Annotated in this window: 22 protein-coding genes; 21 read left to right on the top strand and 1 reads right to left on the bottom strand. The window is 46.7% G+C overall.

Going from position 1 to position 20,168, the window contains the following annotated elements; translation table 11 throughout:
* The first annotated feature begins 588 nt into the window (after positions 1 to 588).
* The 13 genes from FVR03_RS13445 to FVR03_RS13505 all read left to right on the top strand — a co-directional run bounded on the left by FVR03_RS13445 (position 589) and on the right by FVR03_RS13505 (position 10,494).
* On the top strand, positions 589 to 1,230 hold the full coding sequence (locus tag FVR03_RS13445) for a heme exporter protein CcmB (protein WP_147922275.1): 642 nt from the start codon (positions 589 to 591) through the stop codon (positions 1,228 to 1,230).
* A gap of 254 nt (positions 1,231 to 1,484) precedes the next feature.
* Positions 1,485 to 2,147 carry a cytochrome c biogenesis protein CcsA gene (gene ccsA / locus FVR03_RS13450; protein WP_147922276.1) on the top strand — a complete coding sequence of 221 codons (663 nt, stop codon included), beginning with the start codon at positions 1,485 to 1,487 and terminating at the stop codon, positions 2,145 to 2,147.
* A complete protein-coding gene (locus FVR03_RS13455; protein ID WP_222707232.1) occupies positions 2,134 to 2,412 on the top strand; it encodes a CcmD family protein in 279 nt (92 codons plus the stop codon). The genes ccsA (FVR03_RS13450) and FVR03_RS13455 overlap by 14 nt, the downstream gene beginning before the upstream one ends.
* Positions 2,413 to 2,590: 178 nt before the next feature.
* On the top strand, positions 2,591 to 3,007 hold the full coding sequence (locus tag FVR03_RS13460) for a cytochrome c maturation protein CcmE domain-containing protein (RefSeq protein WP_147922277.1): 417 nt from the start codon (positions 2,591 to 2,593) through the stop codon (positions 3,005 to 3,007).
* Positions 3,008 to 3,119: 112 nt separating this feature from the next.
* The gene (ccsA, locus tag FVR03_RS13465) at positions 3,120 to 5,714 is read left to right on the top strand and encodes a cytochrome c biogenesis protein CcsA (RefSeq protein ID WP_147922278.1); all 2,595 of its coding nucleotides are present in this window, start codon (positions 3,120 to 3,122) and stop codon (positions 5,712 to 5,714) included.
* 332 nt (positions 5,715 to 6,046) lie between these two features.
* Entirely contained in the window at positions 6,047 to 6,406 is a 360-nt protein-coding gene (locus tag FVR03_RS13470) for a hypothetical protein (protein ID WP_147922279.1), read from the top strand.
* An 8-nt stretch (positions 6,407 to 6,414) separates the two neighbouring features.
* Entirely contained in the window at positions 6,415 to 6,630 is a 216-nt protein-coding gene (locus tag FVR03_RS13475; RefSeq protein WP_147922280.1) for a helix-turn-helix transcriptional regulator, read from the top strand.
* A 232-nt stretch (positions 6,631 to 6,862) separates the two neighbouring features.
* Complete coding sequence (locus FVR03_RS13480; protein WP_147922281.1) at positions 6,863 to 7,663, top strand: Rossmann-like and DUF2520 domain-containing protein; 801 nt, start codon at positions 6,863 to 6,865, stop codon at positions 7,661 to 7,663.
* A 116-nt stretch (positions 7,664 to 7,779) separates the two neighbouring features.
* Complete coding sequence (locus tag FVR03_RS13485; protein ID WP_147922282.1) at positions 7,780 to 8,109, top strand: 2Fe-2S iron-sulfur cluster-binding protein; 330 nt, start codon at positions 7,780 to 7,782, stop codon at positions 8,107 to 8,109.
* Positions 8,110 to 8,230: 121 nt separating this feature from the next.
* On the top strand, positions 8,231 to 8,476 hold the full coding sequence (iscX, locus tag FVR03_RS13490) for a Fe-S cluster assembly protein IscX (protein WP_147922283.1): 246 nt from the start codon (positions 8,231 to 8,233) through the stop codon (positions 8,474 to 8,476).
* A gap of 227 nt (positions 8,477 to 8,703) precedes the next feature.
* Positions 8,704 to 9,201, top strand: a complete 498-nt coding sequence (locus FVR03_RS13495) for a KdsC family phosphatase (protein WP_147922284.1) — start codon at positions 8,704 to 8,706, stop codon at positions 9,199 to 9,201.
* A gap of 114 nt (positions 9,202 to 9,315) precedes the next feature.
* Positions 9,316 to 9,510, top strand: coding sequence for a cold-shock protein (locus FVR03_RS13500; RefSeq protein WP_147922285.1), 195 nt, complete (start codon positions 9,316 to 9,318; stop codon positions 9,508 to 9,510).
* Between the two features lie 75 nt (positions 9,511 to 9,585).
* Entirely contained in the window at positions 9,586 to 10,494 is a 909-nt protein-coding gene (locus tag FVR03_RS13505) for a geranylgeranylglycerol-phosphate geranylgeranyltransferase (protein WP_255474217.1), read from the top strand.
* Between the two features lie 166 nt (positions 10,495 to 10,660).
* On the opposite strand, the gene FVR03_RS13510 is transcribed toward FVR03_RS13505, so the two are convergent.
* Positions 10,661 to 12,181, bottom strand: a complete 1,521-nt coding sequence (locus FVR03_RS13510; RefSeq protein WP_147922287.1) for a T9SS type A sorting domain-containing protein — start codon at positions 12,179 to 12,181, stop codon at positions 10,661 to 10,663.
* A gap of 255 nt (positions 12,182 to 12,436) precedes the next feature.
* On the opposite strand from FVR03_RS13510, the gene FVR03_RS13515 reads away from it, so the two are divergent.
* The 8 genes from FVR03_RS13515 to FVR03_RS13550 all read left to right on the top strand — a co-directional run bounded on the left by FVR03_RS13515 (position 12,437) and on the right by FVR03_RS13550 (position 20,157).
* Positions 12,437 to 12,871, top strand: a complete 435-nt coding sequence (locus tag FVR03_RS13515; RefSeq protein ID WP_147922288.1) for a Fur family transcriptional regulator — start codon at positions 12,437 to 12,439, stop codon at positions 12,869 to 12,871.
* An 88-nt stretch (positions 12,872 to 12,959) separates the two neighbouring features.
* Positions 12,960 to 13,460 carry a PaaI family thioesterase gene (locus tag FVR03_RS13520; protein ID WP_255474216.1) on the top strand — a complete coding sequence of 167 codons (501 nt, stop codon included), beginning with the start codon at positions 12,960 to 12,962 and terminating at the stop codon, positions 13,458 to 13,460.
* 200 nt (positions 13,461 to 13,660) lie between these two features.
* Positions 13,661 to 14,266 (top strand): phosphoribosylglycinamide formyltransferase, encoded by a 606-nt coding sequence (gene purN, locus FVR03_RS13525; protein WP_147922289.1) that lies wholly within the window; start codon positions 13,661 to 13,663, stop codon positions 14,264 to 14,266.
* A 239-nt stretch (positions 14,267 to 14,505) separates the two neighbouring features.
* Positions 14,506 to 16,029 (top strand): bifunctional phosphoribosylaminoimidazolecarboxamide formyltransferase/IMP cyclohydrolase, encoded by a 1,524-nt coding sequence (gene purH / locus FVR03_RS13530; protein WP_147922290.1) that lies wholly within the window; start codon positions 14,506 to 14,508, stop codon positions 16,027 to 16,029.
* Between the two features lie 252 nt (positions 16,030 to 16,281).
* Positions 16,282 to 17,286: a phytanoyl-CoA dioxygenase family protein gene (locus FVR03_RS13535; protein WP_147922291.1), complete on the top strand. Its 1,005-nt coding sequence runs from the start codon at positions 16,282 to 16,284 to the stop codon at positions 17,284 to 17,286.
* 455 nt (positions 17,287 to 17,741) lie between these two features.
* Entirely contained in the window at positions 17,742 to 18,767 is a 1,026-nt protein-coding gene (locus FVR03_RS13540) for a rod shape-determining protein (protein ID WP_147922292.1), read from the top strand.
* 9 nt (positions 18,768 to 18,776) lie between these two features.
* Positions 18,777 to 19,643 carry a rod shape-determining protein MreC gene (gene mreC, locus FVR03_RS13545; RefSeq protein WP_147922293.1) on the top strand — a complete coding sequence of 289 codons (867 nt, stop codon included), beginning with the start codon at positions 18,777 to 18,779 and terminating at the stop codon, positions 19,641 to 19,643.
* Positions 19,633 to 20,157 carry a hypothetical protein gene (locus FVR03_RS13550; protein ID WP_147922294.1) on the top strand — a complete coding sequence of 175 codons (525 nt, stop codon included), beginning with the start codon at positions 19,633 to 19,635 and terminating at the stop codon, positions 20,155 to 20,157. Before mreC ends, FVR03_RS13550 begins: the two co-directional genes overlap by 11 nt.
* Positions 20,158 to 20,168: the final 11 nt, after the last annotated feature.

Here is a 20,168-nt window from a genome sequence, read left to right on the forward strand (position 1 = left end):
ATTTTTAGGCATTTTGCCTTCTGAAGGGCATTTTTATTTGAATAATTTGAGGGTTGTTCGCTGATTCAAAGAGGAGGAGCAGGTAAGACCTCGCAGTGTGCGCAGCTCCTGCGAGCGCCTGGGCGAAGCAGGAGCTGCGCCGGAGTATAAATTTATGGTTGCCTTAAAAACTAATCAGTAAGAAAGCTGCTTACACCCTTGGAGCTATTTTACTGATTTTTCTTCTGAAGGGGATTTCCATTAGAATAATCTGATTGCGCAGCAGCTACCTCCTGTTTCACCTTTTAACCACAGGGCGAACAAATTAACCTTACAGGAGAGAGAAGTAGAGGCAAAATAACCTAGGAACCGAAGCTATTCCAGACGCTCGCAGGTCTGAAAGACGTTGCGAGGTCTGTGCTTCTGTTTTAAATCAGTACAGGTATAAACACCAAGTGCCGGTAGTAAGAATACCTCTCTAACTTTCTACCTCTCTAACTCTTCTCCCCCCTCTTCCTGATTTTAGCACAAAAAGTACGAAAGCAATCTTTTGTGTTGTAACTTTGTAAAAATTTACAAAAAGTGCTGCTAAAAGAGATCTTATTCCTCATGCGAAAGGACTTTCTGCTGGAAATGCGGCAGAAGTATGCTTTTAATGGCATGCTCCTGTATGTAGGCAGCACTGTTTTTGTCTGCTACCTCAGCTTTGGCTTGCGCTCCAATGTGCTTACCGTACCTGTCTGGAATGCCGTACTTTGGATTATTCTTCTTTTCACGTCGGTAAACGCTATCGCCAAAAGTTTTGTACAGGAGAACAGAGGGCGCTTGTTATACTTCTATTCTATCGTGAGTCCGCAGGGGGTTATACTCTCCAAGATCTTGTATAACAGCTGCCTGATGCTGGTGCTGGCGCTGATCTGTTTCGTGTTTTATGCCTTTGTGCTGGGCAACCCGGTGCAGGATGTGCCGATGTTCCTGCTCACGATACTGCTAGGCGCTATTGGCTTCTCCACATCGCTCACCATGATTTCAGGAATTGCGGCGAAGGCTGCTAACAACGGAACCCTGATGGCGGTGCTAAGCTTCCCGGTTATTGTGCCTATGCTGCTGATGCTCATTAAAATGTCTAAAAACGCACTCGATGGGTTAGATCGCAGTGCCAGCCTCGACGAGCTACTCACGATACTGGCTATAAACATGATAGTGGTCACTGTATCTTATATCTTATTCCCGTACCTTTGGCGTTCTTAAGTAGATACTAGAAGTTAGAATTTAAATATTAGATTCTCGAAACCTGATTATCAGACAAACCCGGAGCTAAAATCTATCTCAGAAAAATAATCTGAAATGGGAAGTAAAAGCAGAAAAAGTGTTAGAACAGAAAATAATTATAACTGAATAATAGAAAAGAGATGAAAGAGTTAGCATTAGACATACAAAACCAAAAAGCTTAGGTTTCTCTGTCTAACATCTATAATCTATAATCTATAATCTAGCATCTAAAAATGAAAAACTGGTGGAAAATAGTAACGGTGCTGCTGCTGGTGTTTACAGTAGTGGCCGGGTTCCTTTCGGAGGTACCACGGCTGGCTATTCTGAACGAAACCATCCGGAACCTGTACTTTCATGTGCCCATGTGGTTTGGCATGATCCTGATTCTGCTTGTGTCGGTGGTGTACTCTGTTAAGTACCTGCGCCAGCCTACTATTAAAAACGATATTATTGCACACGAGGCTGCCAAAGTGGGTATTCTGTTTGGCGTACTGGGCATTGTTACCGGCATGGAGTGGGCCCGCTTTACCTGGGGCGAGTACTGGAGCAACGACCCTAAACAAAACGGAGCCGCTATTGGGCTGCTCATTTACTTTGCGTACCTGGTGCTGCGCAGCTCCTTTGCAGAGCAGCAGCAGCGCGCCCGCATTAGTGCGGTTTACAACATTTTTGCCTTTGCAGCGCTAATTCCGCTACTATTTATACTGCCTCGCCTCACCGACTCGCTGCACCCGGGCAACGGTGGCAACCCCGGCTTTAACGCCTACGACCTCGACAGCCGTCTGCGCCTGGTATTTTACCCGGCCGTGCTTGGCTGGACTCTGCTCGGCATCTGGATTGTGAACATTAAATCAAGACTTGAAATACTGAGACAACGCTTATATGAAATTGCTTAAAATACTGACCTTGTGGTGTCTGCTGCTGGCAGCTTCTTTCGGAGGGGCAAAAGTGCAGGCGCAGCCTGCGCAAAACCAGGGCACCACCATTATAGCCGAGCCAGAAGTAGAAATGGCAGACATGCTACGCCGCGATGGCAAAATATACGTGGTGGTAGTGGTGCTACTAACCTTAATGGGCGGTGTTGTCGGTTACCTGATCTCACTGGATCGCAAAGTGAGCAAGCTCGAAAAGCAGCTGAAAGACGAAATGGTTAACCGCTAATAAGTGCCCCCCTTCTATAAGGAACAAATTTTTACGTGCTGGCTATCTGGTCTTAATCAGTAAAGAACAATCGGGATACCAGCTGATAAATAACTAAAAATGCCTCTCACAATGGATTTAAATCTTAATTCTGCGTGTTAGACAATCGGAGCAAGAGTATTTTTTAAATCAAAAACAGATGAAAAAGTCACATATCATCGGGATGATCGTAATCGCTATGGCTATTGGCATTATTATGTCTACGGCAGGCGACGCCAGCACTTATGTTTCTTTTGGTGAAGCCATTGAGCGTGCCAAAGATGGCGATGACACGAAAGTACACGTAGTAGGCCGCCTCAAAAAAGACGCGCAAGGCCATATTGTAGGCATGCAGTACGACCCAACAAGAGATCCGAATTATTTCACTTTTACCTTAGTAGACACCAACCGCGTGGAGCAACGCGTGGTCTATTTTCAGCCTAAACCACAGGATTTCGAACGTTCGGAGCAGGTAGTTATTACCGGCAACATGCAAAACCAGGTGTTTGTGGCCGACAAAATCTTACTTAAATGTCCTTCTAAATACGTGGAGAAGGAAGTAACAGCAAGCCTGTAATTTAGTTAAGAGTTAAGAGTTAAAAGTTATGAGTTTAAGACTCGCTTTTTACCCTCAGCTCTTTTCTCTATTCCACTTTTAACTCATAACTCTTAACTTTTAACTCTTAGAAATGATAAATACGCTGATCGGGGACTTTGGCCATGTGAGTGTGATCATTGCTTTTGTGGCAGCCATTGTAGCCTCTTATGCCTATTTTATGGCTTCCGGCAAAAAGGCCGAAGCCTCCGGCGATACCAGCTGGCGCAACCTGGCAAGAGGTGCTTTTTATGTGCACTCCTTTGCTGTAATAGCCGTTATCTTCTGCTTATTCAATATTATTTACGAGCACCGCTACGAATATTATTACGCCTGGAGCCACTCCTCTAATCACCTGCCGGTTTACTACATGATCTCCTGCTTCTGGGAAGGTCAGGAAGGCTCGTTTCTGCTCTGGACGTTCTGGCACGTAGCCCTTGGCCTGGTGCTCATGCGTTCGGCCCGTAACAACAAAACCTGGGAAGCACCTGTTATGGCGACCTTCTCTTTCGTTCAGATATTCCTGACTTCTATGATTCTGGGAGTCGTTATCGGTGATTTTAAGTTAGGCTCCTCTCCTTTTATACTCATGCGCGATTTCATGACCGATGCGCCTGTGTTTAAAATGGACCCGAACTTTGTGCCGACCGATGGCACTGGCCTGAACCCGCTCCTGCAGAACTACTGGATGGTTATTCACCCGCCTACTCTGTTCCTGGGCTTTGCGGCTACGCTGGTTCCTTTTGCTTTTGCTGTTGCCGGCCTCTGGAAAGGCAAGTTTACTGATTGGGTAAAATATGCGCTGCCCTGGTCGCATTTTGCGGCTGTGAGTTTGGGCATTGGAATTATGATGGGTGCTTACTGGGCCTACGAAACACTGAACTTTGGTGGTTACTGGAACTGGGACCCCGTAGAGAACGCCGTTTATATTCCGTGGCTGGTACTCATCGGTGCCATTCATACCATGATCGCGTACCGACGCAGTAAGCAAGGCCTGAGTGCTTCGTTTATCCTGGTTATCACATCTTTCCTGCTCATTCTGTACGCCACCTTCCTCACCCGAAGCGGCATTTTAGGAAACGCCTCCGTGCACTCCTTTACCGACTTAGGTTTATCAGGGCAGTTATTTACTTATCTGGCAGCCTTTACCGTACTGGCCATTGCCCTGTTGGTATACCGCTGGAAACAAATTCCGAGCACCGAAAAAGAGCTTTCTACTTACAGTGCCGAGTTCTGGGTGTTTATTGGAGCAGCGGTGCTTTGCCTGGCAGGTTTCCAGGTGCTGGCCACTACTTCTATTCCGGTTTATAATTCCTTTTTGGGCTTTATCGGCATCGAGTCTAATGCAGCCTTACCTGCCGACCAAATTGAGCACTACACTAAATTTCAGTTATGGGCAGGCGTGGCTATTGCCATATTAACCGGTGTGGGGCAGCTGCTATGGTGGAAAAAAGCAAACAAGAACAGCTTTAAAGATGCCATTACGCTTCCGCTCATGTTTACGCTGCTGTTCGCCAGCCTCGTTATTATATTGTCAAATAAATTTGATATTTTCTCCTTTAAGCTGGATAACCCGGTTTACATAACGTTGTTCGTTACGGCACTGTTTGCTGTTTTTGCTAACGGTAGCATTATAGCTGGCCTGGTTCAGAAAAAGGTGAGCTTATCGGGTGGTGCTGTAGCGCACATTGGCATAGCGCTTATGCTGATTGGTATTCTGTTCTCATCAGGCTATTCCAACATCATCTCGCAAAACAACTCGGGCTTACTTTATTCCCGTGAATTTCCGGATGAAATAAACCGCGACAACGTGCTGCTCTGGCGCAACGCTCCAACACAAATGGGCAAATACAAAGTGAGCTACCACGGCCAGTTTATGGAAGTGAAAGGCGTACCCGGCTATGTGAGCAAAGAACTCCTGTTCCGCACCGATGATGAATATGTTGCTATAGCCCGTGGCGACATCAAAGCCAAAAATAAGGTTTATTACAAAACTGGCGATACCCTGGACCTGCACTCACCGGAGAACACGTTTTTTGAGGTAGAGTATAGCAGCGACAAAGATACATTTACCCTTTACCCACGTGCACAGGTAAACGAGAACATGGGTCTGCTGGCTTCTCCCGACATAGAGCACTTTGCCGACAAAGACCTTTACTCACACGTATCGTCTATAGCGCCTGAAGAAAGAGAGTGGGGGCAACTGCAGGAGCATGAGGTAGCAGCCGGAGACACCCTGATTCTGAACGACTACGTAACCATATTTAACGGCATAGAGCGCATACCGCAGGTACCTGGCGTAGAAATGGCTGCCGGCGATGTAGCAGTACAAGCCGACATGAAGATTCTGGGCGAGCGCAAAGCCTACCACGCGCACCCTGTGCTCATGATTAAAGACCAGATGATGGGCCGTGTACCGGAAACCATCGAAGACCTGGGCCTGCGCATTACCTTCATGAACATCAACACCGAAAAGAACACGTTCACCATTGGCGTAAACGCCTCTCAGAAAGACTGGATTATTCTGAAAGCCATGGAGAAACCATTTGTAAACATTCTCTGGATCGGTACTATCGTGATGTCTATTGGCTTTGTGATGGCCATTGTGCGACGCAAGCAGGAAACAGGAGCAGATGGCAAAGCTCCTTCTATTGACAAAAAGAATAAACGAAAAGCGCAGGTAGCTTAACACTACCTCACTTAAATTACCTGAAAAGCCTTTGCTACAGCAGCAAGGGCTTTTTTGTTTCTATTTTCCTTAAACCCGCACTTCCAGCTCTCTCTAAGCAGGCATACACCCTGAGCCAAAAATTACTGAAAAAGCTTCTGGAGGGCTTTTTCATCTGAATAATTCAAACAATGTATAAAGCATTTACTAAACCTATCCTTATATACTGTTCTGAGATCACCATATCTAAAGTTTAAAATTGTAAATTAAAATAATCTTTTTGTAAAGTAAACTTGTCTTTTTGAGTAATAAAATTTACATTTAACTTATTACTCACTATAACATCTGTCAGTATGATAGCTACACTATTAACATCGCATTTTTTAAAATATGCAGGTTTTGCTTTAGTAGCAGTCGGCATACCAACATTGTTTCTGGACAATACAATTGGTGCAGAAGTACCACTCCTGATGGGCTTGTTCTTTATTTTTATCTCAAAAGAGAAAATGGAAGACGAAAGGTCGTATAGTTTACGGTTTAGCTCTATGACATTGGCTTTTCTACTGGCATTTATTGTAGCACATCTAACAGGGTATCTTTTTACAAAAGGACTTATTACGTGGCAACTGGAGATGATAAACCATTTCAGCATTTTGGTTTTTGCGCTTGCCATCGCTATTTTTTATGCTAGAATCTACCTAATTAAAGAGTAACCTTGTTCATGAAAAATTCAATAAAAGTAGAAAGGGCGAAAATGAACATGACACAGGCAGACCTGGCAGAAAAAGTAAGTGTATCGCGGCAAACGATAAACTCTATTGAAATAGGCAAGTTTGTGCCCTCCACACTGCTTTCGCTTAAGATCGCAGCCATATTTAACAGTACCGTCGACAGTATTTTTAACCTCGAAGATACCGACTGGGAGAAAAAATATTAAAAAGTAAAGCCTGAACCCTCAGCAAAAAAACACTGCAAAGTCTTCTGAAGGCTATTTCCATTTGAATAATTTGGTTGCTGGTTGTTAATTGCTGATTATTAAATGGTTGATTTGAAGATGAAGAAATTTCGATTGAATGAGTAATTTCTAATTCATAACTTTTAACTAAAAAAGTCTAGTATCTAACATCTAGCGGCTAAAAAGCCTACTTTAGCTCCTGGAAATAAAACCTATGCAGCAAAATGGTAAAAAGATAGCATTGATAGGAGCCGGTAATGTGGCCTGGCACCTCGGGCAGGCTTTAGCGGCGGCAGGTCATACCATCAGTTACGTTTACAGTCGCACCGCAACTCATCGCGAAGCATTGGCCGCAAAACTACCGGCAGCGTCTCCCCTAGCTCACCTCAACCTGCAGCACACTGCCACCGATTGCGCCATTATCGCGGTACCAGATGCTGCACTGGCCACAGTAGCCCAGGAGCTACAGGTGCCGGAAAACGCTTTAGTGGTGCACACCTCCGGTTCGCAGCCGCTGCAGGTGCTTGAACAGAAACCCAGCATCCGGGCCGGTGTGTTTTACCCGCTCCAGACTTTTTCAAAAGAGAAGCCAGTAGATTTCAGCAGTATTCCAATTCTGATAGAAGCCCAGCAAGAGCAGACCCGGCAAGAACTAAAGGCCCTTGCCGAAAGCCTGAGCCAGTCGGTGCATATGGTATCGTCGGAGGCTCGGAAGCAACTGCATGTGGCAGCTGTTTTTGCCTGCAACTTCACAAACCATTTGCTTGGCATCAGCAGAGAGATTCTTCAGCAGGCTAACCTGCCCCATGAGCTGCTGCAGCCGCTCATCCAGGAAACTATAGCCAAGGCAACCGCTTTCCACCCTTTTATTGTGCAAACAGGCCCCGCCGTACGTGGCGACCACAACGTGCTCGAGGAACACCTGCGCCTCCTGCAGCAGCAGACCGGTTACAGACAACTTTACGAGCTACTATCTGCCAGCATAGCCGCTACTGCCAGCCAACCGCCACAATAATTTTCCGCTCAGGCATCTGCCAGGCCGTGGTTGCAGTATAAGGTAAAGCTTTAAAACAGGCTGGTTTTGATTCGGGCCGAGCGTTTCATAACTTTGCACTCTAAAATTAAAGACTAATGAAAGTTATAAATATATCGTTTAAGTTTGCTGATGGCGCTCCCGACCAGACTCATGCTGCCGTAGAAGGCGAGTCGGTGCTTGATGTGGCCCTCAACAACAACATTAAACTACAACACAATTGCGGTGGTGTGTGCGGCTGCAGCACCTGCCACGTGTATATAGAGGCCGGCATGGACGACCTGCCTGAGATTACAGACAAAGAAGAAGACTTTATCGACCGGGCCGTAGATCCGCGTCTTAACTCCCGGCTGGCTTGCCAGTGCGTGGTGCAAGGCAACGAAGATTTGGTAATAACCATACCCGAGCAGGATTTCCTGGGTCATTAATAGCCTGGCAGGCACCACAATTAATTTTATTTGCAGAAGGCAAACAGTAACTTGCCTCAGAAAAACGATAGGCATTTTTGCTGGCCGGCAAAGCAGTTTTTAAATCAAGAAAAAGAACCATATGAACAAGAGCTATGAACCACCCATGCACTGGGCAGACCATGAAGATATAGCCATGGCCCTGTACGAAAAGTTTGGGGACGATTTCACAGAATCGAAAATATACCGCATCCGGTTTACAGAACTTATAGATTGGGTACTTTCTTTACCTAATTTCGAGGGCAAGCGCGAAGGTGCTAACGAAGGCCACCTGGAGCAGATTCAGGCAAAGTGGGTATATGAGTGGCGCGATAACAACCCCTCGTAGTTGACGCGCTAAGGCAATATCAAAAACATATGAGTCAGAGAAATTCTCTGTTTTTAAAGGTTCTTTCCGGTAAAGAACCTTTATTTTTTTGCTAAATTTCAAAAAAATAAATTTATCCTATATAGCCGCTGCACTGCATGCTAAAACTTTTTTTATCAGCAGGTTAACACTTCCGGACTTCACCAATTTCCTCTATTTTCAGACTTATACAAGTTAAAATCAATTCTATGTCTATCATACAAACAGACCTTACACGCATCAATTCTTTCGTATTCGACGTAGATGGCGTACTTACCGATGGTTTGCTCTATGCCTTTGCTGATGGCGAGCAGGTGCGTGCCTTCAATATCAAAGATGGTTTTGCTATTAAACATGCCATTCGGCAAGGGTTTAATGTGGCTATTATTTCTGGCAAAAACGAACCCGGTGTGCGCATTAGGCTGGAGTCGCTTGATATAGAAGATATTTTTCTGGGAGTTGAAGACAAGGTAGAGGAGTTCGAGAATTACATTTACCTGCAGGGTATACATCCGGCAACAGTAGCCTATATGGGCGACGACATGCCAGACCTTGAAGTAATGCAACGATGTGGTTTACGTGCCTGCCCCGCCGATGCCGCTGATGACATTAAAGCCATCAGTAGCTTTATAGCTACTCGCGATGGCGGCAAAGGGGCCGTGCGCGAACTAATTGAAAAAGTAATGAAAGCGCAGGATGCGTGGTAGCTTAATCATAAAATTTCTTACTCCAATACAAATTTATTTAAATTAGTACTTGCATATATAGTTTTTTATTCTAATTTTACCCGGAATTAATAATTATTAAATTTTATTTTTTTTATGAAAACAGGAAAAGTTAAATTCTTTATTGAATCTAAGGGCTTCGGCTTTATTACAGAAGACGAGACGAACGAAGATTTTTTTGTGCACGTTACCGGCTTAAACGGATTAGAAATTCAGCAAAACGACCGTGTTGCTTTTGATACCCAGGAGGGCAAAAAAGGAGTGAATGCCGTAAACATTCAGAGGTTGTAGAAAGAATTACTATACCGTTTAGAGAAAAGCTCCTTCTGAAAGGGGCTTTTTTTATGAGCACTTAAATACCTTGTGATGCTGTTGCGCCTGGTTTACCTTTGCAGCGTATTTTTCCCTACCATTCTACGAAAGGCTGCCTTGAAAGAGTTTCTGAGTCTTATCCGGTTTCCGAACCTGGTCCTGATCATACTGTGCCAGGCGCTGGTACAGGTGTGCCTGCTGTCGTACCACATCAGGTGGAGCAGTATCTGGGAGCCAGGCTTTGTTACACTTACACTCTCTACTGTTTTTGTGGCTGCTGCCGGCTACATCATAAACGACTATTACGATGTTAAAATAGATGCCATCAACAAGCCAGACCGCCTGGTTATAGGCAAGTCTATCAGAAGGCGTCCGGCAATGGGCTGGCATTTTCTGCTCTCGATACTGGGCGTGCTCATGGGTTTCTGGCTATCGTTGCCGGTTGGGCTTATAAACCTGGGGGCGGTGCTGTTGTTGTGGGGTTACTCTGCCCTGCTCAAGCGCATGATGCTCATCGGGAACGTTGCCATTGCCTTGCTGGGAGCCTCCATGCTACTGGTAGTAGCCGTTTACGCCGATAAACTGAACAAGATCACTATTAGCTATGCTGTGTTTGCGTTCCTGATCTCGTTTATCCGCGAAATAATAAAAGACATGGAAGACGTTAAAGGCGATGCCACCTTCGACTGCCGTACGTTACCTATTGTGGCCGGGCTTGCTAATACAAAGTTGGTGCTCTACCCGATTATTGCCGTTTTCCTGGCTTTTATCCTGCTGGTTATTTTTCACCCTTCTACTGGTTTCGTCTTCGAGATTTATATGCTGTTGCTGGTTTTCGTGCCAAGTATCTGGTTTCTGGTAAAGCTCGTGCGGGCCGATCGTAAACGCGACTTTACTTTCCTGAGCAACCTCGGCAAACTGCTTATGCTAACCGGCATCCTCTCCATGCTCTTCGTAAACTAATATACCCTTGGATCTAAAGCACAGTTTTCCCTTCTGAAGGGCAATTTCATTTGAATAATTTGTGCCGGACCTTGCCTTACAAGACTTTCATGCTTGAACCTTAGATTTTGAAACAAAAAAAGGCCGGGAAATATCCCAGCCTTTTTTTATGAAAACACAAAACAGACTATCGAACAACAAAGCGGCTCACGGCTACTTCATTGCCTTTCATTACTCTTATAAAATAGATGCCGTTAGCAAGGCGCAACGTGTTTATTTCGGCCGACCCATTGGCACGATCAATGGTCAGCACAGTTTTGCCCAACATATCTACTACCGCTATCTGGGCATCGCGCACACTGCCCAGGTCTACTCGAACAGAACCGTTAGAAACAGTAGGATAAGCTACAATCTGGCTGTTCTCGATCTTATCTTTGGCACTGGTAACGGTTAAGACTTCTACCATTTCATCGGCCATAGCTAATACACGGCGGTTGCTCGTCATTTTAATAAGTTGTATGGTATAGGCATAGTTACCTGCCTCAGCAAACTGTACTCTGAATTTAAAGGTTGCATCTTTAAGTGGAAGTCCTGCCTCCGGGCCGTACCATAAAGCGCCATCTTGCAATGTCAGGGTTTCGTATTCACCGGCTGTGCCAGTTTCTGCCATCAGCATTACATTAGCAGCCTGCTCCGGGTCTGCCAGCGTAAACCTGATGCGAACCGGGCCATCTGCTGTTACGCCTTCTGTTATAGCTACTGTAAAATCGGTGGCTGTACCTTTAACTATATTTTGCATGTTATGGAGTGTGCTCGAAATAGTAGCTCCCTGTGTAACAGTTACATTTTCCAAAACAGTGGCTACCACTACACCATTGGTGGCGTGCACAAGATCTACTTTGTACTCGTATGTTCCGGCTTCCGCAAAGTTAATACGCATTAGCAAATTAGCCTGGCTGGTAGAGGTGCCTGTTAGCAGGAATCCTCCTTCAGGAGCATACAGAAAATTACCCTGATCATCTTTTGTAAGCGCCATAAATGCAGGTGGTGTGCCTTCAGGGTCAGGGGCAATATATAACCTTACTTTGTCGCGTTGTGCGGGGTTGGTGAAAACATATCTCAAATAAACCAGGTCTGCGGTTCTGTCGCCTGCTGAGTAAAATACATCGAACTCGGTATCGCGGCCAGATGTTAACTCACCTGCTGGGTAATTATCGAGCGTTGAATTAACTGTAGGAGACGATATGGCATTTACATTAAATGTCTCGTCGGCACCAGCCAGCGCAGCGCCACCGGCTGCAGGCACAATTTCGATGCGGTAGCCAAGATTACCGGCGGCCTCAAAGGTAGCTCTAAACTGCCGGGTAGCATCTGCCAGCGGAAAACCAGCTTCGGGTCCGAACGTGGCGACACCGTCAGTAAATGGAAGGTTAACCCAATCGCTGCCCTGCATGTACTGCATTTGTATTTTAGAGCCCAGCAAGGTGGCGTTGGTACCCATAAGGGTAAAACGTAATTTAACATTGGTGTTAGCAGGTGCTGGGCCTTGTGCAGTTACTACATCGAAGGTAACCTGCTCGCGCACGTTGAAAGTCCGGTCTTTAAGGGTAGTATGTACTACTTGCCCGTTACTTACCGTTGCGAAGCCTGCTAAAAAGAGCAGCACAAAAAATGCTGAAAGAAAAAAGGAACGTAAATTTGTCATCATTCAATAAAAATTTTAGAAAAATTTAAACATTAAAAATATCCAACAACAAAACACCTCTGAAAGTATTGTTGCTGTAAATTCGCTTTGAATATCGTTTTTTGGCTATACGTACGTTTTTTGTTACTGTATGAAAAAAGTGCTACATTTTTATAGTAAAATTTCAGCTGAATTCGCAACATTCTCATATAGAACGCACAAAGGCTTTTCAGGCCTCGGCGAATGCTCGTATATTTGCCGTGTTGGTTCCTAAAACTCATGACAAAACAAGCACAAGAACTTATTAAGACTTACGGGCTCCGGAACACGAAGTGCCGCCTCGACATCTTGGACTTATTCCTGACAAACGACCATGCCCTAGCGCATGCCGACATAGAACAGACCCTGAACGACCGTTACGACCGCGTTACCATTTACCGCACGCTATACTCCTTTAAGGAGAAAGGACTTTTACACAGCATCAACGACATCAGCGGAGCCATAAAGTATGCCCTTTGCCAGGAAGCCTGCACGCAACACCAGCACTTCGACAACCACATCCATTTTAGCTGCACAAACTGCAGCCAAACCTTTTGTATAAGTGAGGTGCATATTCCGGCCATGCAATTGCCGGCTGGTTACAAAGTAGCCAAGCTGCACTTCTCGGCCGAAGGTCTTTGCAAAACCTGCAGCCAGCAAGCGGCTACTTCGTAAGGCAAAACCGTTTCTTTTATGGGTTGCCTTACGTACCAGTGTTACCAGCGGCTGTCTGGCCTGCTCTGTTTATGTAACTCCTGCTCCTATGGCTCAACCCGATGCAAAAGAGGTTTTTATTCAAAAAATATCCTCGCCCGCCAAAATGCGGCTGTTTATGCTGGCCAACCTGCCGATGGCACTTTTGGCAGATGTGCGCGTTGCCAGCCTCTCCGAAACCAAGGCTACCACCACCATACCGTTTAAGTACCTGAACAAAAACCCTTTCCGGTCTATCTATTTCGCCTGCCTGAGTATGGCCGCCGAACTCTCGACAGGGGTGCTCTGCCTGCTGCACATACACCAGGCGCGGCCTGCCATCTCCATGCTGCTGGTGCACATGGAGGCCACCTTCACCAAAAAGGCCGTTGGCAAAATATTGTTTGTGTGCGAAGACGGGGAGCAGATACAGCAGACAGTGGAAAGAGCAAAAGCCACCGGCGAGGGCCAGACGATTACCGCCACCGCCCTGGGCACCGACGAGGCTGGCGACCATGTAGCCAGTTTCCGGTTTACCTGGTCGTTTAAGGCTAGAACCAAGCAGAAATAAATTATTAGAATGCAATTGGCCTTCAGAAGGTTTTTGAGCCTGAATTAGCCAAGGGTACACAGTTCTACCTTAAACCAAACCTGCTGTTTAAACCTCTTCAACCGGCCAGTTTAAGATCAAGCATTCATTTCAGGAGCAGACAAATTCCCAATCTTAAAAGATAAACACTATCTTTGCGCCAAAATTCATGAGTAGAACCCTTGGCACAACCAGATAAAAAGAATATAGTTATTTTGGCTTCGGGCTCAGGCAGCAACGCACAGCGCCTGATGGAGTACTTTGAGCACCACACCACCATACGTGTAGCTGCTTTGTTCTCGAACAACCCAAACGCCTATGCCCTGAAAAGAGCCGAGACATTTAATGTCCCGGCTCTTTTGTTTAGCAGAAATGAATTCGTTAACTCCGACAAAGTGCTCCTGCAACTGCAGGAGTACCAGCCCGACCTGATTGTGCTGGCGGGTTTTCTGTGGCTGGTGCCGCAGCACATTGTAAAAGCCTTTCCGAATAAAATTATAAACATACACCCGGCGCTGCTGCCCTATTATGGCGGCAAAGGAATGCACGGCATACATGTGCACACGGCCGTAGTGCAGGCAAAAGAGCAGGAGTCAGGTATTTCGATTCACTTCGTGAATGAGGAGTATGACAAAGGCGACCTGGTGCGCCAGTACCGTTGCCCGGTGCTGCCCCACGACACCCCCGAAGAACTGGCAGCCCGTGTGCTGCAGCTCGAGCATGAGTACCTGCCCAAAGTGGTAGAGGAACTGCTGCTGAGCAACGGCACAGAAAACAGCCAGCGCTAGCACCTCTGCTTCAAGATTACGTTAGTTAAAATGATTGTTGTTTGTTGATTGATGGTTGATAAATGGCTTAATGGTTAAATTGTTAAATGGCTGATATGACTACAGCTTTTAACTCTTAACTAAATTAAAAGTCTGGTGTCTAACATCTATCTAAAGCCTTCAGAAGGCCATTTTCATCTGAATAATTCACGCAATCACGCATTCAAAATTTAAAAAAGGCAAATAACATATACGACTATATGGAGACTACCAAAATTAAATCCGCACTTATCTCAGTTTATTACAAAGACCGTCTGGAGCCGCTTGTGGAGCTGCTGAAAGCCAACGGTGTAACTATTTACTCCACTGGTGGCACCCAAACCTTTTTAGAGGAACAAGGTGCTAACGTGGTAGCTGTAGAAGACTTAACTGCCTATCCGTCTATTTTCGGCGGTCGTGTAAAAACGCTCCACCCGAAAGTGTTTGGAGGTATTCTGCACCGCCGCGACAACGACTCTGACCTGGCCGAGCGGGAGAAGTTTGAGATACCGCCCATCGACCTGGTGGTGGTAGACCTGTACCCTTTCGAGGAAACAGTGGCATCGGGAGCGGCAGAAGCTGATGTAATTGAGAAGATCGACATTGGTGGCATATCTCTGATCCGGGCTGCTGCCAAAAACTTTAAAGATGTGCTCATTGTGTCGTCGCGCGACCAGTACGACGAGGTGGTAGAGCTGCTGCAAGAGAAAGATGGCGCCACTACCCTCGAAGACCGCAAGCGCTTCGCGGCCAAAGCCTTCGACATTTCGTCGCACTACGACACCCACATTTTTAACTACCTGAACCAGGAAAGCCAGGAGCAGGTATTTAAGCAGAGCGTGCGTCAGGCCACCCCGCTGCGCTACGGCGAAAACCCGCACCAACAAGGCACTTTTTTCGGTAAGCTCGAAGACCTGTTTGAGCAACTCAACGGTAAGCAGCTTTCTTACAACAACCTGGTAGATGTAGATGCGGCTGTAGCCTTAGGTGCTGAGTTCGAAGAACCTGCCGTAGCTATTCTGAAGCACACCAACGCCTGCGGCTGCGCCACCGCCGACACCATAAAAGAGGCCTACCTTCTGGCGCTTTCTTCTGACCCTGTGTCTGCGTTTGGCGGAGTTATTATCGCGAACAGACCGATAGACCTGGGCACCGCCGACGAACTGAACAAGCTGTTCTTTGAAGTGCTGATAGCTCCGGAATATGATGCCGATGCCCTGGAACTGCTCTGCTCCAAGAAAAACCGTATTCTGCTGAAGCAAAAGCCGGTTGAACTCTCTAAAAAGCAGTTTAAAACGCTCCTGAACGGTGTAATTGAGCAAGACAAAGATCTGAAAACCGAAACAGAAGCCGACTTTACAACTGTAACCCAGCGCGAGCCAACAGCCGAAGAGAAAAAAGCCCTTGTATTTGCGGCCAAAGTGTGCAAGCACACCAAGTCGAATACCATTGTGCTGGCTACCGACAAAATGATGTTCAGCAGCGGTGTTGGCCAGACCTCGCGTGTAGATGCCCTGCGCCAGGCCATCGAGAAAGCACAGAGCTTTGGGTTCGACATCAGCAAAACCGTAATGGCTTCCGATGCCTTCTTCCCGTTCCCCGATTGCGTGGAAATAGCCGACCAGGCTGGTATTAAAGCAGTGGTGCAACCAGGTGGATCTATTAAAGACAAAGATTCTATAGCCTATTGCGATGCCCACAACATGGCCATGGTCATGACAGGTGTGCGTCATTTCAAACACTAAAAAAGGACACAAGACGTCAGACACAAGACACTGGACTTTTTTCCCTCTGCAGGAGGTGAAAGAGTTTACTGTCGCGTTCTGAGAAGTTTTGCCGAAGTTAGTTCTATAGCCCCTCCCGCTTCTGCTGCCGGGAGGGGCTATTTTTTTGCAGACATCTGGCCTGTCTCTTTTTAGCGTTTCTAATTTTGAATTTGCCTCAGCTCCTTCACAGATAAACCTGTATATTTAGAGCTGATTTTAATTAGATTACGAATGGGATTTCTGGATAAGTATACGGGCAAACTGCGCTCTTACAAAGCGGTGTATGTACTGCATAACCTGATCAACTACAAAAAACTGCAGCACAACAAGCTCCTTTACCGCCAGTTCCAGCTCGATAAATCCATTTTCGGACCGATCTCCAGCGAGCAGTTGGCGCAACTGCCACCACAACCTTCTCCCTGGCTCGACAGACCAACTGCCCTGCAGGAACTACAACAGAGCAAAAAGCTCAGCACTTTTCCGGAACACATACAGCAACAACTCAAGGCCTGGCCGGAGCAGGGCTACCTTATTCTGCAGAAATTCTTTTCAGATGAAATTGCAGATACCATCAACAGCGAGATAGACCGGCTGCTGCAGCAACATGAGGTAGGCTTTAACTATACGAACAAAAAAATCATGTTTGCCTTTAAGCACTCGGAGGCACTTAAAAATGTGCTCTACACGCCGGAGCTGCTCCAGATCCTGCAGTTCATCCTGGGCAGGCAGGTCATCCCGTTCCAGACCATCAACTTCCTGAAAGGCAGCGAGCAGAAAGCGCATTCCGACTCGATCCACATGACAACTTACCCGCTGGGCAATCTGCTGGCCGCCTGGATTGCCCTGGAAGATACAACCCTGGAGAACGGAGCCCTCTTCTACTACCCCGGCAGCCACACCCTCCCCTACGTGCTCAGCAAAGACTTCGACAGTGGCTCCACCACCTTCCGTATCGGCGACAATGCCTACAAAAAGTACGAGCACAAGATAGAAAGCGTAATTCAGGAGCAGCAACTGCAGAAAAAGAACTTTTTTGCTAAAAAGGGAGATGTGTTTATCTGGCATGCCAACCTGCTGCACGGCGGCAACCCAGTGCTGAACCCACAGCTCACGCGCAAGAGCATGGTGATCCACTACTACGCCAAAGACGTGATCTGCTACCACGACATTACCCAACGTCCCGCCCACTTCGATACGTACCCTAAAGCTGAGCTAAGAATGTTCGACGAGGATTGATTTGTCTGAATGAGCCGAATTATTTGAATGGAAATGGCCTTCCGAAAGATTTTGAACCTTTTTGGTGCCAGGGTACCGCTGGTTGGAGTATTCAGAGTTGCTCCAGAACCAACCATTTAATAATCAGGATTTAATAATCAATAACCAACAACCAAATTATTCTAATGAAAAAGGCCTTCCGAAGGGTTCTACACCTTTTAGATGCCAAGGGTTCAGCATAGCCACATATCTTAAGATCTTCCGAAATAGAATTTTTCAGAGAAAGCTGCCTAACCCTACCACCATACAGGCATTATGTAGCATGTAAGTAACAGAAAAAATTAATAAATAAGCGCCAGAAGCAATGTTGGTTATTAATTCCGCTTAAATTCACTAATTTTGCCGCAAGTTTTTGTTTACGAACATCGTATCTTTTATATATAACAGAGGTATCTGCATGCCTGCACTTCTTTAAGATGGGACTATTTAATTTTCTGACTAGTGATATAGCCATAGATCTGGGTACGGCCAATACCCTGATCATCCATAACGATAAAATTGTAGTTGACGAACCTTCGATCATTGCCGTAGACCGCACAAGTGGCAAAGTAATAGCCATTGGCCGGAATGCGATGCAGATGCACGAAAAAACGCACGAAAATATCCGTACCATCCGCCCCTTAAAAGACGGTGTAATCGCTGATTTCCATGCGGCAGAGGAGATGATCCGGGGCATGATCAAGATGATCGACACAGGTCGGCGCTTGTTCCAGCCGTCGCACCGCATGGTTATCTGTATTCCGTCGGGTATTACCGAAGTGGAGAAACGAGCCGTTCGTGACTCAGCCCAGCACGCCGGTGCCAAAGAGGTCTGGATGATTCAGGAACCCATGGCAGCCGCCATAGGTATCGGTATTGACGTGGAGCAGCCCATCGGCTCCATGATTGTGGATATTGGCGGTGGTACGACTGAGATTGCCGTAATCGCGCTTTCGGGTATTGTGTGCGACCAGTCTATACGAGTGGCAGGCGATGTGTTTACAAAAGACATTCTGGATTACATGCGCCGCCAGCACAACCTGCTGATCGGGGAGCGCTCTGCCGAGAAAATTAAAATAGAAGTAGGTGCCGCCCTCACCGAAATAGAAAACCCACCGGCCGACTACGAAATTCGTGGACGCGACCTGATGACAGGCATTCCGAAAGTTATAAAAGTAACCTACCAGGAAATTGCCATCGCCCTCGACAAATCTGTCTCTAAAATAGAAGAAGCGGTGCTGAAGGCGCTGGAAATTGCCCCACCGGAACTCTCGGCCGATATTTACGACAACGGCATTCACCTGACAGGTGGCGGTGCCTTGTTACGTGGCCTCGACAAGCGACTGGCTGCCAAAACCAAACTGCCCATTCATATTGCCGAAGACCCGCTCAGAGCGGTTGTAAGAGGCACCGGAGCAGCTATAAAAGACATTGAAGGCTTTAAAAACGTATTGCTGACGTAACAGGCGCACATGCGTGACCTCTTCGCTTTTATATATCGGTTCCGTGCGTTCCTGCTGTTCGTGTTACTGGAGATCCTTTGCGTGTACATGGTCGTGCGCTACAACACCTACCAGGGTGCCGCATTTTTTAACTCTGCCAGCACCTATGTAGGGCGCGTGCTGGAGGTGCAAAGCAGCGTAACAGACTATTTCAGGCTGGCCTCCGTTAACAGCATACTCGCCCGTGAGAACGCTGCGCTACGCGAACAGGTGCTCCGGCAGCACCTCGAGGAACAGGCCGACAGTACAGCAGAGCTATCGGGTATGCTGTATGCTGCCTCCGACTCTATGATGGCCAGTCCTTACATTCTGCATGCCAGCCGGGTTATCAACAATTCCATCAGGCGCACGAATAACTACCTGACCCTTTCTATTGGCAGTGCCGACGGCATTAAACCAGGCATGGGAGTTATTGCTTCTACCGGAGCAGTTGGCCGCATTAAAACAGTGTCGGCGCATTATGCTACCGTAACTTCGCTGCTGCACTCCCAGATGCTGGTATCGGCCAAAATCAAAAAAGACAATACCATGGGCACGGTTAAATGGACCGGAGGCGACTACCGCACCGCCCTCCTGGACTACATTCCGCTGCACGTAAAGCCGGTTGTGGGAGATACCATTGTAACCAGTGGGTTTGCCACCGTGTTTCCGGAGGGCATTGTGGTGGGCACCATCAGTTCGGTAGAGCAGGAGCCGGACAGGAGCTTTTATACTATCGAAATAGCCTTGTCGGTAGATTTTGCGCAGCTCTCTTATGTATATGTGGTAGAAAGCCCGCTACGCGAGGAACGCGAAACTTTGGAAAACAACGCAGGAATTATTCCCCATGACCAGTAAGTTCGGACTCACCCATATTGTGCAGTATGTACTGTTTGTAGCCTTGCAGGTGCTGCTCATGGACCACCTGGTGCTATACAGTACAGCTTTCTGCTTTATTTACGTAGCTTTTCTGCTCTTTTTACCGATCTACACCAACCGCACCTGGATTTTATTTCTTGGCTTTATAGCAGGCTTTTCGGTAGATGTGTTTTACGACACCATGGGCATACACGCAGGGGCCAGTGTGCTGCTGGCGTTTTTAAGAGCCCCGGTTTTGAACCTTCTCACGCCACGCGATGGTTATGACACCAACGACACCGTGAACATACACCTGATGGGTTGGCGCTGGTTTCTGGCATACGCCTTTATCCTCATCCTGATCCATCATAGCTTTGTGTTTTTCCTGGAGGTGTTTACGCTACAGGAGGCGTGGTTTACGTTGATTAAAATTATGACGAGCTCGCTTTATACTACGGTGGGCATGTTAATTATTCAACTTCTTTTCTTCTCGGTAAAGAGAGCGAATAGATGAATTATTTAGAA

The sequence above is a fragment of the Pontibacter qinzhouensis genome, assembly GCF_008017455.1.
Taxonomy (GTDB): Bacteria; Bacteroidota; Bacteroidia; order Cytophagales; family Hymenobacteraceae; genus Pontibacter; species Pontibacter qinzhouensis.

Coding starts and splice junctions, on each gene's coding strand:
- FVR03_RS13445 (WP_147922275.1), top strand. CDS start 589: ATGCGAAAGGACTTTCTGCTGGAAATGCGGCAGAAGTATGCTTTTAAT.
- ccsA (WP_147922276.1), top strand. CDS start 1,485: ATGAAAAACTGGTGGAAAATAGTAACGGTGCTGCTGCTGGTGTTTACA.
- FVR03_RS13455 (WP_222707232.1), top strand. CDS start 2,134: ATGAAATTGCTTAAAATACTGACCTTGTGGTGTCTGCTGCTGGCAGCT.
- FVR03_RS13460 (WP_147922277.1), top strand. CDS start 2,591: ATGAAAAAGTCACATATCATCGGGATGATCGTAATCGCTATGGCTATT.
- ccsA (WP_147922278.1), top strand. CDS start 3,120: ATGATAAATACGCTGATCGGGGACTTTGGCCATGTGAGTGTGATCATT.
- FVR03_RS13470 (WP_147922279.1), top strand. CDS start 6,047: ATGATAGCTACACTATTAACATCGCATTTTTTAAAATATGCAGGTTTT.
- FVR03_RS13475 (WP_147922280.1), top strand. CDS start 6,415: ATGAAAAATTCAATAAAAGTAGAAAGGGCGAAAATGAACATGACACAG.
- FVR03_RS13480 (WP_147922281.1), top strand. CDS start 6,863: ATGCAGCAAAATGGTAAAAAGATAGCATTGATAGGAGCCGGTAATGTG.
- FVR03_RS13485 (WP_147922282.1), top strand. CDS start 7,780: ATGAAAGTTATAAATATATCGTTTAAGTTTGCTGATGGCGCTCCCGAC.
- iscX (WP_147922283.1), top strand. CDS start 8,231: ATGAACAAGAGCTATGAACCACCCATGCACTGGGCAGACCATGAAGAT.
- FVR03_RS13495 (WP_147922284.1), top strand. CDS start 8,704: ATGTCTATCATACAAACAGACCTTACACGCATCAATTCTTTCGTATTC.
- FVR03_RS13500 (WP_147922285.1), top strand. CDS start 9,316: ATGAAAACAGGAAAAGTTAAATTCTTTATTGAATCTAAGGGCTTCGGC.
- FVR03_RS13505 (WP_255474217.1), top strand. CDS start 9,586: ATGCTGTTGCGCCTGGTTTACCTTTGCAGCGTATTTTTCCCTACCATT.
- FVR03_RS13510 (WP_147922287.1), bottom strand. CDS start 12,181: ATGATGACAAATTTACGTTCCTTTTTTCTTTCAGCATTTTTTGTGCTG.
- FVR03_RS13515 (WP_147922288.1), top strand. CDS start 12,437: ATGACAAAACAAGCACAAGAACTTATTAAGACTTACGGGCTCCGGAAC.
- FVR03_RS13520 (WP_255474216.1), top strand. CDS start 12,960: ATGGCTCAACCCGATGCAAAAGAGGTTTTTATTCAAAAAATATCCTCG.
- purH (WP_147922290.1), top strand. CDS start 14,506: ATGGAGACTACCAAAATTAAATCCGCACTTATCTCAGTTTATTACAAA.
- FVR03_RS13535 (WP_147922291.1), top strand. CDS start 16,282: ATGGGATTTCTGGATAAGTATACGGGCAAACTGCGCTCTTACAAAGCG.
- FVR03_RS13540 (WP_147922292.1), top strand. CDS start 17,742: ATGGGACTATTTAATTTTCTGACTAGTGATATAGCCATAGATCTGGGT.
- mreC (WP_147922293.1), top strand. CDS start 18,777: ATGCGTGACCTCTTCGCTTTTATATATCGGTTCCGTGCGTTCCTGCTG.
- FVR03_RS13550 (WP_147922294.1), top strand. CDS start 19,633: ATGACCAGTAAGTTCGGACTCACCCATATTGTGCAGTATGTACTGTTT.